The sequence below is a fragment of the Rothia nasimurium genome, assembly GCF_928392795.1.
Taxonomy (GTDB): Bacteria; Actinomycetota; Actinomycetes; order Actinomycetales; family Micrococcaceae; genus Rothia; species Rothia nasimurium_F.
The window spans coordinates 1-14,205 of the sequence record NZ_CAKMTJ010000012.1; the positions used below are offsets into that span (position 1 = coordinate 1).

At 61.0% G+C, this 14,205-nt stretch carries 12 protein-coding genes, 3 tRNA genes and 1 pseudogene; 15 read left to right on the forward strand and 1 reads right to left on the reverse strand.

Annotated features, from left to right (window positions below; genetic code table 11):
• From L6963_RS11060 to L6963_RS11105, 10 genes are all read left to right on the forward strand, one after another.
• On the forward strand, nucleotides 1–1,062 hold a 1,062-nt coding region (locus L6963_RS11060; protein ID WP_237225467.1), incomplete at its 5' end, for a DUF559 domain-containing protein.
• A 205-nt stretch (nucleotides 1,063–1,267) separates the two neighbouring features.
• A tRNA-Gly gene (locus L6963_RS11065) sits at nucleotides 1,268–1,340 on the forward strand.
• A 49-nt stretch (nucleotides 1,341–1,389) separates the two neighbouring features.
• A tRNA-Cys gene (locus L6963_RS11070) sits at nucleotides 1,390–1,463 on the forward strand.
• 1 nt (nucleotide 1,464) lies between these two features.
• Nucleotides 1,465–1,536 (forward strand) — tRNA-Val (locus L6963_RS11075).
• Between the two features lie 224 nt (nucleotides 1,537–1,760).
• On the forward strand, nucleotides 1,761–2,543 hold the full coding sequence (locus L6963_RS11080) for an MOSC N-terminal beta barrel domain-containing protein (protein WP_237207121.1): 783 nt from the start codon (nucleotides 1,761–1,763) through the stop codon (nucleotides 2,541–2,543).
• A 163-nt stretch (nucleotides 2,544–2,706) separates the two neighbouring features.
• On the forward strand, nucleotides 2,707–3,942 hold the full coding sequence (locus L6963_RS11085) for a CapA family protein (protein ID WP_237207120.1): 1,236 nt from the start codon (nucleotides 2,707–2,709) through the stop codon (nucleotides 3,940–3,942).
• A 127-nt stretch (nucleotides 3,943–4,069) separates the two neighbouring features.
• A complete protein-coding gene (locus L6963_RS11090; protein WP_237195645.1) occupies nucleotides 4,070–4,951 on the forward strand; it encodes a PD-(D/E)XK nuclease family protein in 882 nt (293 codons plus the stop codon).
• A 23-nt stretch (nucleotides 4,952–4,974) separates the two neighbouring features.
• Complete coding sequence (gene def, locus L6963_RS11095) at nucleotides 4,975–5,607, forward strand: peptide deformylase (protein ID WP_237207119.1); 633 nt, start codon at nucleotides 4,975–4,977, stop codon at nucleotides 5,605–5,607.
• A 36-nt stretch (nucleotides 5,608–5,643) separates the two neighbouring features.
• Entirely contained in the window at nucleotides 5,644–6,570 is a 927-nt protein-coding gene (gene fmt / locus L6963_RS11100) for a methionyl-tRNA formyltransferase (RefSeq protein ID WP_237207118.1), read from the forward strand.
• 2 nt (nucleotides 6,571–6,572) lie between these two features.
• Nucleotides 6,573–8,360: a transcription antitermination factor NusB gene (locus tag L6963_RS11105; RefSeq protein WP_423816809.1), complete on the forward strand. Its 1,788-nt coding sequence runs from the start codon at nucleotides 6,573–6,575 to the stop codon at nucleotides 8,358–8,360.
• An 86-nt stretch (nucleotides 8,361–8,446) separates the two neighbouring features.
• Here the strand turns inward: L6963_RS11105 and L6963_RS11110 are convergent, their stop codons facing one another.
• Nucleotides 8,447–9,799 carry a Na+/H+ antiporter family protein gene (locus L6963_RS11110; protein ID WP_237207116.1) on the reverse strand — a complete coding sequence of 451 codons (1,353 nt, stop codon included), beginning with the start codon at nucleotides 9,797–9,799 and terminating at the stop codon, nucleotides 8,447–8,449.
• Between the two features lie 169 nt (nucleotides 9,800–9,968).
• Here L6963_RS11110 and rpe point away from each other — a divergent pair, with 169 nt between their 5' ends.
• From rpe to L6963_RS11135, 5 genes and pseudogenes are all read left to right on the forward strand, one after another.
• Complete coding sequence (rpe, locus tag L6963_RS11115) at nucleotides 9,969–10,634, forward strand: ribulose-phosphate 3-epimerase (RefSeq protein WP_185173050.1); 666 nt, start codon at nucleotides 9,969–9,971, stop codon at nucleotides 10,632–10,634.
• A 6-nt stretch (nucleotides 10,635–10,640) separates the two neighbouring features.
• The gene (locus L6963_RS11120; RefSeq protein WP_237207115.1) at nucleotides 10,641–11,432 is read left to right on the forward strand and encodes a tetratricopeptide repeat protein; all 792 of its coding nucleotides are present in this window, start codon (nucleotides 10,641–10,643) and stop codon (nucleotides 11,430–11,432) included.
• A 150-nt stretch (nucleotides 11,433–11,582) separates the two neighbouring features.
• Nucleotides 11,583–12,839, forward strand: a complete 1,257-nt coding sequence (locus L6963_RS11125; RefSeq protein ID WP_237207114.1) for an alpha-hydroxy acid oxidase — start codon at nucleotides 11,583–11,585, stop codon at nucleotides 12,837–12,839.
• The gene (locus L6963_RS11130) at nucleotides 12,836–13,087 is read left to right on the forward strand and encodes a hypothetical protein (RefSeq protein WP_237207113.1); all 252 of its coding nucleotides are present in this window, start codon (nucleotides 12,836–12,838) and stop codon (nucleotides 13,085–13,087) included. The genes L6963_RS11125 and L6963_RS11130 overlap by 4 nt, the downstream gene beginning before the upstream one ends.
• Before the next feature lie 15 nt (nucleotides 13,088–13,102).
• Nucleotides 13,103–14,155, forward strand: a pseudogene (locus L6963_RS11135) (MFS transporter); the annotation flags it as partial.
• Nucleotides 14,156–14,205: the final 50 nt, after the last annotated feature.

Here is a 14,205-nt window from a genome sequence, read left to right on the forward strand (position 1 = left end):
TGCACGCTCGGCGATATGGTGCACGCTCGCTTAACCTGTGGAAAACTGCCGGCTCAGTCGGTAAAAGCCGCTGAAAACCCCGCGTTATCCACAGTGTCGCTGAAATCTTCAGAAATAAACGGTTCCCGCTCTAAGGCATTTCACAATAGCGCTATGAAAGAACTCAGCGACCGGGTCAAAACCTCACGAGAACTTGCCGAGAGAGGGATCTCGCACACGCGCGTCCGCACCTATTGTGCACAAGGGGTCTACGCCAAAATTGCCCCCAACAGCTACTGCCTAACGCGCGAATGGAATTCCCTCACCCCAGAACAACAACTAAAAGTCAGACACTACGCATTCGCTAAAAATCACCCGGGGTATGTTCTGAGCCATGCCTCGGCGGCACTGTTCTGGGGTGCTCCTTTTCTGAGTCTGCCTGGCCATATCTGGGCTAGCGTGCCCTCGGCGCATATTAGGGCGCGAACGCCACATCATAAGATTTTTTCTAATCGAGCAGTAGAGTGCGAGCGGGCGCTACTGCACGAAGAGGTCTACCTGACCGACCCGCTGCAGACCTCGGTTGATTGTGCCCGCACCCTTCCTCTGATTGAGGCACTGTGCATCGTGGACTACATGCTGAACAGTAAGCTCTGCTCGCCGGCTGCTTTGAAACCACTGCTGATGAACGTGAGTGGGCGAGGTGCTGCGCGGGCCCGCCAGATCGCGCAGCGAATGAGTCGGTACGCGGCCTCTCCTGCAGAGACGATTGCCAGAAACCACATGATTGACTGGAAGTTTCCCCGGCCGCAAGAGCAGGTCAAACTGGTGGTTATGGGAAAAGTTTATCGGCCAGATTTTCTGTGGGAAGAGCTGAAGCTCATCTTAGAAGTCGATGGGGCCATCAAATACGACGGTACCTACGGAGAGCCAACCGGGGTGATACAGCGGGAGCATCTGCGACAAAGAGAGCTTGAACAGCTCGGATACGTTGTGGTGCGTGTGAGGTGGGACGACATTACCGCGCACCCCGAGAATCTTAAAGACCTACTGATGCGCCACGGGCTGAAGCCAGTTACCTAGTGCCGGGGCGGCTTTTTGGCGAGCGTGCGTTAAATCGCCGAGCGTGCGGCAGAAAGATGCACGCTCGGCGATATGGTGCACGCTCGTTGTGTAGGGGGCGGACGCACGGGGCGGCCTCGATCTGGCAGGGAAGTTGAGCGGGCGTAGAGCGAGCTAGGCAGCTCGGTTGAAACTCTGCCTGGCTTCGTGTAAAGTAATGCGAGTTGCGGTTGTAGCTCAGTTGGTAGAGCACCACCTTGCCAAGGTGGATGTCGCGAGTTCAAGTCTCGTCAACCGCTCTCTCGAAAACAACTCGTTTTCGCAACTCAGACCACGGTCTGAGCGTGTGGTGGGGTGGTCGAGTGGTTAGGCAACGGTCTGCAAAACCGTGTACGCGGGTTCGAATCCCGTCCTCACCTCCACGCGCGATTGGCGCAGCGGTAGCGCACTTCCTTGACATGGAAGGGGTCACTGGTTCGATCCCAGTATCGCGCACAAAGAAAGGCTCCCCGGCTTCAGCCAGGGAGCCTTTAGCATGTAGCAGGCACTGGTTCTCCAAGCTCGCAGAGCTCGCTTATTCCGCGGCCTCTTGAGTGCTCGCGCGCTCGCACCCGGCCGCTCCATCCATTAACGCGCACAAAGAAAGGCTCCCCGGCTTCAGCCAGGGAGCCTTTTACTTGCCCCGCATACATCAGGCCACACTGTGCAAGACTAGAACCATGCACCTGACCGTCACGCACTTCGGTTACAGCCCCCTCAAAGGCGCTCGCCATCAAGCGCGCACCACAGCCGAGATCACCGCGTCCGGCCCCCTCTACAACCGCCGCTGGGCCCTCGTCTCACCCGCCGACCGCACCGTGCTCCGCACCGTTGCCCATCCGACCCTGATGGGAATTACCACCGATCTGACCGCCCGCGACGGAAAGACAGACCTTACCCTACACATACCAGGGGCAGGCAGCTACACCGTTCCCTCCCTCACCAAGGCTGTCACCAGCACCTTCACTTCCTGGGGCGCTACAAAGCAGCTGGCGGTCTACAAGCACCCGGTCAATGATGCCCTGAGCACCTACCTGGGCAAGCCCGTGGCCCTGGCCTTCGCACCCCGGCAGAACCTGGTATACGCCGGGGCCTTCTCACTGATCGGCACCGCCACTCTGGCCGAGATTGCCCGGCAGCTCAACCCTGGACAGCCGCCGAACCCGGATGAGATAGCGGCCAGGCTGCGCTGCAACCTGGTGGTAGAAACCTCAACGCCCTACATTGAAGATAGATGGCAGGGGAAAACGCTTACCCTCCAGGCAGGACGCGGCGTGCCAGTTGAGCTGCACGGCCTGCAACTGGTTGCCGGTGAAGGTATCGGCAGGTGCGCCGTCATCGACGTCCAGCCAGACACCGGCCAGCGTACAGCCCGACTGCTCAAACTTCTGGCCTCTTATCGGCCCCGCAACCTGCGCGGTGAGCCAATGGCGGGTATATACGCGAGTCTCATATCTGCCTGACCCTACCCAATGAGCTGCATGGTGCTACAGTAACGTCCATCGAGTTGCAGGGTGGGGAATCAACCTACGCCCTGGCAGGCGTAGACATCTGGTAACAATATGTACCCTGCGGCACCTTTAGGTAGGGTTGTGGTGGTAACACCCCTGCTGAAAGGACCCCACCGTGCGCCGTCACCTCTTTGCCTTCCTCTGCCTGAGCACCCTAGCCCTGGCAGGTTGTAGCTCGCAGGAGACCAACCCGCAGACGACGGAAAGTAGCGGGGCGGACGCCGCCGCTCAGCAGGACGGGCAGGGGCAGTCGGAACCCACAGAGGCAGGGCAGGCCAGCGAATCGGGTACCCTGACCGCTTCAGCCGCCGGCGGGGCCTGCGGCGAGGCGGACTGCGTCTCCCTACTCTTTACCGGTGATTTTCTGATGCACAATATGCTCTGGGATCAGGCAGAGGCTGACGCGGCGGCAGCCGGTAGCTCGGGCCTGGACTTCACCCCCCTCATCAGCGAACAGCGCCCCTACCTAGACCGTGCTGACCTGGCGGTCTGCCAGATGGAAACAGTGGTCGCTGATGCCTCCGGCCCCTTTTCTGGCTACCCCAACTTCAACGTGCCGCCCCAGATTCTGACGGCGGCCGCTGAAACCGGGTGGGACGTCTGCATGACGGCATCTAACCACTCCTACGACCAGGGCACCGAAGGGCTGGAGCGAACCTACCGCGCGGTTGAAGCGGCGGGAATGGGTGTTACCGGCACTTCTCTCACCGAAGAAGAGGCAGCCCAGCCCGATATTTTCACCACCGCCAACGGCGCCCGGGTAGCGATTATCACCGGAACCTATGGGCTCAACGGTTACGTTCCTGAACACTCCTGGCAGGTCGATATGCTCGACTCAGCAGCCATGATTGCTAAGGCTGCCCGTGCCCGCGAAGAGGGCGCTGACCTGGTCATTGCCAACATGCACGCTGGCGATGAGTACGTGCACGAGCCCTCCGCCCAGCAGGTCGAGGTGGCACACGCTCTCGTTGATTCAGGGGAGTTCGACCTGATTGTGGGCCAGCACGCCCACGCCGTGCAGCCCATTGAATACTACAAGGACACCTGGATTGTTTACGGCATGGGGAATAACCTCACCGAGCTTTCACCCAGCTACGTTGCCAACAACGAGGGCATCATGGTCAACCCTATTTTTGAGCGAGGGGAGGGCGGCACCTGGCAGGTGCGCGACCTGCGCTGGGTCTCTAGCACCATGGTTGACTCCCCGTCCTACCGCTACTGCATCACCTCACCCAGCCGCCCCGCTAGTGACTGCGTTGATGAAGCCTACGCCCAGCAGTCTAACGCCCGTGTTCAGCAGATTGTTGAGTCCATGGGAGCGGCTGAGGCTGGCGCTCGCCAGTGGAGCTAGGGTAAGCGGTCTAACCTATCGGCCCTCTCGTACTTGGCAGAGCAGACGCGTATAATCGATAGAGCGCCAAATAGAGCTGAGAAGGCTGGGCGCTTTTTCGATTTTTCCCCGACGTCAGGACGGCCGCGTGACCACACCCATGCTAGCGTCAGCAACCGACCACGGTCGCATGTACGCGCGCGCGGTTGGCGGGGAGCTACTGGTTCCATCTATCACTACGGTCATTGGGCAGCAAGCCAACGACCTCTCGGGCTGGCACGGCTATATGGCGGCCAAGGCCGCCCTGGAAGACCAGCGGTCCTACCGGGCCACCAGTTCAGCCGGGCTCAAGTTCGCGGTGATTCGGGACGCGGCGGCAGCCTCAGAACGCTACCGGGACGCCGCAGCAGCCAGGGGCGATCGCGTGCACAATTACGCGGAACAGGTAGCCCTGCGCGCCATGGGCCTGCCCCACGAGGTAGAGGGCTATCGCGAGAATCTCATCGCCCACGGGGAACAGGCCTACGCAGACCGCTTTGACGAGTGGTGGGACCTCTACCGCCCCAAGCCCCTGGCCACCGAAGTGACCATCTGGAACGAAACCGTGGGCTATGCCGGTACCCTCGATCTGGTCGCCGAAATTGCTGGTCACACCTGCATTATCGACTACAAAACCAAGGGCACCGACCGCAAGGGGCGGGTCAAGCCCCTAGACGATAAAGTGGTCATGCAGCTGGTCGCCGGTGTCAAAGCAGAAGAAGCACTGGTTGACGCTGAACACGGCAGCTGGGAACCCTGGCAACACGGGGGAGCGAGCATCCTCATGGGTGTTGCCCTGGGTGAAACCCAGGTGGTGCCCCAGCAGGCCAACCCCCGGGTACTAGAACGTAACTGGTACAAGTTCTGCGCCCTCAAACGGGTCTGGGACCTCAACCGCGACCTCTCCGAAACCCCCGAAGACTCCCTCATGCCGGTAGTTCCGCCCCCGGCAGCTACCGGAACAGACCTACCTGACGCAGCGGCGTCCTAACCTCACCGACGAGAAAGAGAAGCATGACTATTCTGCCCATTCGCACCGTAGGCGACCCCGTGCTACGCACCGAGTGCGACGACATCACCGTATTTGACGCCGACCTGGAAAAACTGGTGGCCGACATGCTCGAAACCATGTACGACGTTGAGGGAGTAGGTCTAGCTGGGCCCCAGGTGGGTATCTCCAAGCGCATCTTCACCTTCGGCAATATTGACGGCCGCGAGGGGCACATCATCAACCCCGTACTTGAGGTGGGGGACGAACCCCAGGAGGGCGGCGAGGGCTGCCTGTCGGTACCGGGCCTGTCGGCTGCCACCCCGCGCAAGAACTGGGCGCGCGTGACCGGCGTGAACTGCAAGGGCGAGCCGGTGGTCTACGAGGGTGAGGGGCTCTTCGCTCGTATGCTCCAGCACGAAACCGACCACCTCTACGGCACCATGTTCATCGACCGGGTTGAGGGCGAGGACAAGAAGAACATCTGGCGCAAGATTCGCCAGGCAGATTACAACCAGGTTGCCGCTGCGGTGCAGGGTGAACGCGCCGCGAAAACTTCATCGGGCTTTGGTGCCCTGGGTGGTTCCTTCGGCGCTGCTGCCCAGACCGGCGGGGCTCAGCAGCCTGCCGCTAAAAAGCCCGGCGCTTTTGGTATCTAAACCTGCTGGTTCGAAAGTTTGAGTGGAAAGGTAAGCATGAAGGTTCTCTACGCCGGTACCCCGGAGGTCGCCGTCGCGCCCCTGAACGGCCTGCTTGAGGCGGGCTACGAGGTGGTGGGGGTGCTCACCCGCGAGGACGCCCCCGTCGGACGCAAGCGGGTACTGACCCCGTCCCCGGTGGCAGCCCGTGCCCAGGAGCTGGGCCTGCCCATCGTCAAGGCTAACCGCTGGTCCGATGAGGTTGCGGACGCCGTTGCGCAGCTGGGTGCCGATATTGCGGCGGTGGTGGCCTTTGGCGTCCTGCTGCCGCAGAGCGCCCTCGACCTGCTGCCCCAGGGCTGGATTAACCTGCACTTCTCGCAGCTGCCGGCCTGGCGCGGGGCAGCCCCCGTGCAGCGGGCCCTGATGGCGGGGGAAACCGAGATTTACTCCAATACTTTCCGCATTGATGCTGGGCTGGATACCGGCCCGGTTTTCCGCTCTGAATCAGCTACGGTAGGGGAGCTCGATACCGCCGGGGATATGCTGAACCGTCTGGCCGCAACCGGCGGTGCCCTGCTGGCAGCTACCTTTGACGATATCGCTGCCGGTGCTACCGGTACCCCGCAGACTGGCGACGCCACCCACGCAGCCAAGCTCACCATCGCCGACGGGAAAGTGGACTTTACCCGCCCGTCCGCTGAGATTATCGCTCAGGTGCGCGGGGTCATCCCCGAACCCGGTGCCTGGGCTGAACTCGATGGCGCTCGCTTCAAGCTTGGTATGGTGCGGGCTCTTGACCTGGCTCCGACCGGTGAACCTGGCACCCTCTTCTGGGCTGGTAAAAAGGTGGCCGTCACCTGCGCCGACGGTGCTCTAGAACTGACCCAGGTGCAACCTGCAGGCAAGAAAATGATGAACGCCGCCGACTGGGCGCGCGGTCAGGGCTCGGCCCTGGCAGAAGGGAAAGTGGTGCTGGTATGAGCATGAACGCAGGTGGACGCGGAGCAGGCGGACGCTCGAACGGCGGCAAGGGCCGGGCGGGGGCTAACCGCTCCGGTGCTAACCGGGCTGGCCAGGGCCGCAGCGGGGCTCGCAAGCGCGATGACCGCCCCCAGCAGGGGCAGGCCGGGGGCACCCCGAACCCCCGTGGCTCGCGCGGCAACCGCAACCCAGGCGGCGAGCCCCAGGCCAAGCGCGGCGGCGGGGGAGAGACCCGCCGCAATGCTAAGGGGCACGAGCGCAACCGCAAGGCGGTCAAGGACCGGGCGTTTTCGGCGTCCGCCCCCTCCCAGCGCGCCCGCACAGCAGATAGGGCCCGCGCCGTGGCCTTTGAGGTGCTGAGCGCTGTTGCTCTGGACGACTCCTATGCGAACCTGGTGCTGCCCAAGGCGATTCGCTCTGCCCGGCTTGATGCCCGCGACGCTGGCTTTGCCACCGAGCTGACCTACGGCACCCTGCGCAACCAGGGCACCTACGATGCGATTTTGGCCCGCTGCGTTGACCGCCCGGTGGAGAAAATCGGTACCAAGATTCTGCTGGTGCTGCGCCTGGGCGTCCACCAGCTGGTGGCTATGCGCGTGCCCGACCACGCCGCCCTTAACCAGACGGTTGCCCTGGCCCGCGCCGAGATCGGCACCGGCCCGGCTAACTTTGTGAACGCGGTACTGCGCAGGGTTTCTGAGCGAACCCCCGAAGACTGGTACGCCCTTATCGCCGAGGAAGCCCCCGACGAGCTCACCCGCTTGGCCCTTGAGAAGTCTCACCCGGCCTGGGTGGTGCGCTCCTTCCGTCAGGCTCTGGCTGCCCACGGCCGTAACCCTGGCGAAGTTGAGGCCCTGCTGGATGCCGACAACGCCTCACCCGTGGTCAACCTGGTCGCTCTGCCGGGCCTGGGAACCCTGGACGAAGCCCACGCCGCCGGTGCCGAGGACGGCCCCCTGGTCGAGGGCTCCGCCCTCTACTCGGCAGGCGACCTTGCCCGCCTTGAATCGGTGCGGGAGGGGGTTGTGCGAGCCCAGGACGCCGGCTCCCAGCTGGTTGCCCGCGCCCTGGCTGACGCCCCCCTTGAGGGCAGCGACAGTAACTGGCTTGACCTCTGCGCCGGCCCCGGCGGTAAGGCTGCCCTGCTCGGTGCCCTGGGCGCCCAGCGCGGGGCCCGCCTGCTGGCCAACGAAGCTGCCGAGCACCGGGCCGAGCTGGTGCGCCGCTCCCTGGCCCCGCTGCCGTCCGCCTCCTACTCGGTAGTGGCCGGTGACGGCCGCCAGATTGAGCGCACCGTCGCTGCGGGTACCAACCTGCCCGAGGGAATGCCCAGCGATGTGCGCTTTGACCGAGTGATGGTCGATGTGCCCTGCTCCGGTCTGGGCGCCCTGCGCCGCCGCCCCGAAGCCCGCTGGCGTAAGAGCCCCCGCGATATCGCTGAACTGCTGCCCCTGCAACTCGACCTGTTTAAGGCAGCTGCCTCGGTGACCCGCCCCGGCGGCCTGATTGCCTACGTGACCTGCTCACCCCACACCGCTGAAACCCAGAGCATCGTGCACGATATTCTGCGTAAGGTCGATGTAACCCTGCTGGACTCCGGTGCCGCCCTGCGGGCCGTTGCCCGTAGGGACGAGACGGGGGCGTCCGTCCTTGCCGGGGAACTGGACCCGGCTTTCACTCCCGAAGCGCCCAAGGGCGCGACCCTAGCTGATGGGGCTACAACTGCCCAGCTCTGGCCGCACATCCACGGTACCGACGCTATGTTCTTCGCCCTCTTCCGCAAGAACTAGGCTCCCCACAACACTAGGGACCAGGTAAATCAGAAAAGACCACCAATGAGGTGGTCTTTTCTGATTTACCTGGTCCTTTTGGGGTGCTAGAGAACCATCGCCGCTACCCAACCTGCAATCATCAGGGGGATGTTGTAGTGGATGAAGGTGGGAATCACCGAATCGCGGATGTGGTCGTGCTGGCCGTCCACATTCAAACCGGCGGTGGGGCCCAGGGTAGAGTCGGAGGCAGGGGAGCCCGCATCGCCCAGGGCACCTGCGGTACCGATAATAGAAACCGTAGCCAGGGGCGAGAAGCCCAGGGCCAGGCAAAGGGGCACGTAGATGGTGGTGATGATGGGCAGGGTAGAGAAGGACGAGCCGATACCCATCGTCACAATCAGGCCCACTACCAGCATGGCCATGGCAGCTGCTGCCTTGTTGCCCGCGAAGAGGTCAGCCACGGTGGTCACCAGGGGGTCAACGTCGCCGGTGGCGTCCATGACGGCAGCGAAACCCTGGGCCGAGATCATGATGAAGCCGATCAGGGCCATCATGCGCATACCCGCGGTGAAGACGTCGTCGGCCTCCTTCCATTTGACCGCACCGGTCACCATGAAGATGGTCAGACCCACCAGGGCACCAACCAGCAGGGAGTTGGCCTCGGTACCCATCGACTGCATGACTACCTGAACCACGAAGGTTGCAACAATAGCGATGATCGCGACGACCACGTTGAACTTCTTGACCTCGGTGGTCACGGTTTCAGTGGGTGCTAGCTCAACGGTCTGGTAGGCGCGGGGCTTACGGTAGCTGAAGAAGACCGCAATCAGCAGGCCAATGACCATGCCCAGGGCCGGGATTGCCATAGCGGTCATGACGTTGATGTCGCTGGTATCCATACCGGCTAGTTTGATGTTGCCCAGCAGAATATCGTTCAAGAAGATCGCGCCGAAGCCTACGGGCACGTACATGTAGGTGGTGACCAAGCCGAAGGTGAGCACACAGGCAATGAGCCTGCGGTCTAGCTTCAGGCGGTTAAAGACAGCCAGCAGGGGCGGAATAATTAGCGGAATGAAGGCGATATGAACGGGAATCAGGTTCTGCGACATAATCGACATGGCCAGAATACCGGCCAGCAGCAGCCACTTGACGGTGTATTCGATGCGATGGTTGGTCTCTGAGCTTTCTGAGCCGACCTTGGCAATGATGCCGTTGGCGATGAGCTGGGGCAGGCCCGAGCTTGAAACCGCCATGGCGAAAGCACCGAGCAGGGCGTAGGAGAGCGCCAGCATAGCGCCGCCGGAGAGGCCCTCCTGGTAGGCGACCATGGTGCCATCCAGCCCGAGCCCGCCCACAAGACCACCCACGAGAGCTCCGATGAAGAGCGCCAGGACGACGTGTACGCGTACTGCGGAGAGGACGAGCATGACCAGGACCGCAAGCAGAACCGAGTTCATATAATCCAAACCTTTGAATAAGTATGTAAAAGACCGTACAAAGTTTAGTCTGCCCGGCTTATTCGCTAGCCCTCAAAACCACCAGTTGGACTGTGACGGGCCTTGCTTTCTGCGCCCTGTGCCTTCTCGGCACTACGATGGGTATAAGACCGGCAACGAAAGGATCCCTATGACCTGCCTGATTAACCCTTCCATTTTGAGCGCTGACTTCTCCCGGCTGGGGGAGGAGCTCACCGCCATCTCGACCGCTGACGCCGCCCACATTGATGTGATGGACGGCCACTTCGTTCCCAACCTGACCTGGGGGCTGCCGGTTGTGAAGCGCCTTAAAGAGGTCTCGCCCATTCCTTTTGATGTGCACCTGATGATTGAGGACGCCGACCGTTGGGCCCCTGCCTACGCTGAGGTTGGGTGTGAGTCAGTGACCTTCCACGCCGAGGCCGCTATCGCTCCCATCAAGCTGGCCCGTACCCTGCGTGAAAGCGGTGCTAAGGCGGGCATGGCCCTGCGCCCTGCCACCGGCGTTGAACCCTACATGGATATGCTCAGCGAACTCGACATGCTCCTGATTATGACCGTTGAACCGGGCTTCGGCGGCCAGGCCTTCCTTGACGTCACCCTTCCCAAGATTAAGCGGGCGGCCGCCGCCATTGAGGGCTCAGGGGCTGAGGTGATTCTGCAGGTTGACGGTGGTATCACCGAAGAAACAATTGTGCGGGCGGCCGAGGCCGGTGCCACCTGCTTTGTTGCCGGTTCATCTGTCTACGGTGCGGACGACCTCGAAGCCGCTATAGCGGGCCTGCGCCGGGCTGCCGCGTCCGCCCACACCCACTAGGACGCCATGACCCAGAACCTAACTCCCCTTGAAGAAGCCGACCGCGAGCTAGCCCGCGCCCAGGAGCTCATCGCTGCCGGGCAATTGGCCGACGCCCTGCCCGCCCTGCAGACCGCCGCCGGTGGTTTTGAGAGTGCTGGCGAAGTCTTCGGGCAGATTCTTGCCTTGAAAATCTTGAGCGAAGTCAACCGCGACCTGGGGAATCTCGCGCCAGCTCTCACAGAAGTTACGCGCGCCCACGCCCTGCTGGCCGATGCTAAACCTGATGCCGAGCAGCTGCCCGACTTCGCCACCGAGGTGGGTTCCCTGCACGCTGAACTGGACGACTTTGAGCGCTCTAAGACCTGGTACACCCAGGGGCTGCGCGGCTATGAAGCTCAGGGGAATGCCGAGGGTCAGGCCCATAACCTGGTTGCCCTGGCGGGACTTGCCCGCCAGGCCCAGGATGAAGTTGGTGCCCAGAGTTATCTGGCCCAGGCGTACGAGCTGTACGCCGCGGGTAAACACACGGTTCAGCTCATGCACGTGCGCAATGCCCAGGCCCAAGGGTTGTTGGCAGTGGGGGATACGGACGCTGCCCGCCCCCTGCTCAGCGAAGCCCTCAATTTTGCTGAGGAGCTGGACGACCAGGCTTTTCTCGCCGAGACCTACCAGCTGCTTGCCCTGGTCACAGCTCAGGAAGGGGACGCGGACGCCGCCCAGGGCTACCTGGAGCGGTCGGCGGAGCACTACGCCGCCGCTGGGGATGCCGATAACGAGGCCTTTGTGAAGGAGCTTTTAGAAAGCCTCGAAAAGTAGGCATAAGGTCTAGAGATTGTGATGAAAGCCAGGGGTTGGAACCTTTCTGCCCCCTGGTTCTCAAGATGCAAAACCTGGTGATACCTATCACTGCTAACGGTATATGATGTATATATTTGTACCGACCCGTATAAATATTTTGGATAGGGTATGTCTCGTCATATATCAGCGACCAGGTTGGTTAGCCTTAAGCGGCAACTACCTGCCCCCGACGTGCTGAAAGATTTACTGAAGTTTCAAGCACCAGCAATAGACCGCCGTAAGGTCCGCCTCGAAGCGGCAAAGGATATATGGGACCTGAGAGCAATTGCTCAGCGCAGGACCCCTAAAGGCCCCTTTGACTACGTAGACGGAGCAGCAGAAAAAGAGCTCTCACTCCAAAGAGCCCGCGAAGCCTACGATAATCTCGCCTTTAACCCCCAAGTGCTCAAAAATGTGCGCGACGTAGATTTGTCTACGCAGCTTGCCGGAGCACCGTCAGCATTTCCTCTCGCAATCGCTCCTACGGGCTTTACCCGTATGATGCATGCGGAAGGGGAGCTGGGCGGTATTGCGGCTGCCCACCGTTTCGGAATTCCTTTTACCCTCTCGACGATGGGTACAGAAACTATCGAGGACGTTGCTGCGGCAGGGCCCTCCGGGCGCAGATGGTTCCAGCTGTACCTCTGGCAGAAGAACCGTTCAAAAGCCTCTGAGCTGATTGAACGCGCAGCCCAGGCTGGTTACGACACGCTGATGGTTACCGTTGACACCCCTGTTGCGGGCGCTCGCCACAGGGACGCCCGTAACGGCATGACGTTCCCGCCCAAGCTGACACCTGCAACCGTCATTAACGCTAGCTACCGACCGGAGTGGTGGTTTAATTTCCTCACTACCCGGCCACTCGGATTTACAAACTTCGGTGAAGGTACGCAAAGCATCCAGCAAATTGGGTCCATGTTTGACCCCACCCTCACCTACGAAGATTTGAGCTGGTTGAGGGCGCAGTGGCCTGGCCAGCTTCTGGTTAAGGGCGTGCAAACAGCTCAGGATGCCCTGCTTTCTGTTGAAGCCGGTGCGGACGGTGTGGTGCTTTCGAACCACGGCGGACGGCAGCTTGATCGGGCTCCTGTACCTCTGTACACCCTTCCCGCAGTGCGTGAAGCTATCGGCAATGAACCCACGGTTCTCATCGATACCGGCATTATGTCTGGCGCTGATGTGATTGCAGCGGTAGCTCTAGGTGCGAACGGTGCGATGATTGGGCGAGCCTACCTGTACGGTCTGATGGCAGGCGGCGCAGAGGGCGTTGTGAGGGCACTGGAAATCTTCACCCAGGAAATGACGCGCACCGTGCAGCTTCTTGGCGTTAGTCAACTATCAGAACTAAATTCGCAGCATGTATCTCTTGATTGGAGGGCGCGATGAGCGCAGCCTCGACGATTCGCGGCGACCTTAAACCGGGTGCCTCCCGTGCCCTTCTCGCTTCCATGTTGGGCACCCTGGTGGAGTGGTACGATTACGCGCTCTACGGGGCTGCAGCCAGTCTTATCATTGGTCCCCTGTTCTTCTCCCAGATGGACAGCGGCGCAACAATTGCTGCCTTCGCAACCTTTGCGGTGGGCTTTGTAGCCAGACCTCTGGGTGGTCTGCTGATCGCCTGGCTCGGCGATTAGCGCGGACGTAAGCCCGCCATGATGCTGACGATTATCATCATGGGTGTTTCTACGGTAGGTATCGGGCTGTTGCCCACTGCCGAATTTTTAGGTGCTTGGGCAGTTTTCTTGCTGGTATTCCTGCGCCTTTTGCAGGGTCTAGGTGCTGGCGCAGAGCTTACGGGCGCCCTCACCCTGGTAGCGGAGTACACTCCTGTGCAGCGCCGCGGATTCTGGACGTCCCTCGTGCTGGCGATGCCTCCAGCAGGTTCCCTGCTCGCGACCCTCTCGTTTATGCTGGTATCGACCCTGCCCGAAGAAACCTTTATGGGTATCGGCTGGCGTATTCCCTTCTTGGCTTCGGTCGTTCTGTTTGCCGTTGCAATTTTCATTCGAAATAAGCTCGAAGAGTCACCCGAGTATCAGGCAGCTATGGCCGCCCGCGATGAGAAGCAGCAGAAGTCTTCTGTTCCGCTTGCTCAGGTCATTCGCGAGAACTTCAAGCAGGTTGTTATCGGTTTTATGGCTGTTACCGGTCATAACGCCAATAACTACATCATCTCGATTGTGTCGATTACGGTGATGACCACCTACGGTAACCTCGACCGCACTACAGCCCTGACTGCCGTGATGCTGGCGACGGTCTTCGGTATTGTGCTCTCACCGGTGGGCGGTGCCCTGGGCGACAGGATTGGTACGGGTAAGACCATGATGATCGGTGCAACCATCGGCCTTCTCTTTGCTTTCCCCCTGTTTATGTCTCTGACATCGGGTAGCTTCCTCATGAGCTTTGCAGCGTTGGCTATCTCATTTGGTGTAGTGCTGTCTACGACCTCTGGCCCTCAGGGAGCCTTCCTGGTCAATCTGTTCCCCATTAAGACCCGATTTACCGGTGTAGCTTTGGCCCGTGAAACTAACGGTGTAATCATCGCTGGCTTTACGCCCATGATTGTGGCTTGGCTCTTCACCGCAGGTGAGGGGAGCATCGTGCTCCCGGCAGCCTACATGATGCTGTGCTTTGCCGTTACCATCATTGCAACTGTGTGGGCTAAGGAGAGCGGAAATAACTCTGCTGCCCAGACAGTGTAGATAGTGGGGTCTATCCACAATAAAGAAGGCGATGGAACATTTCCATCGCC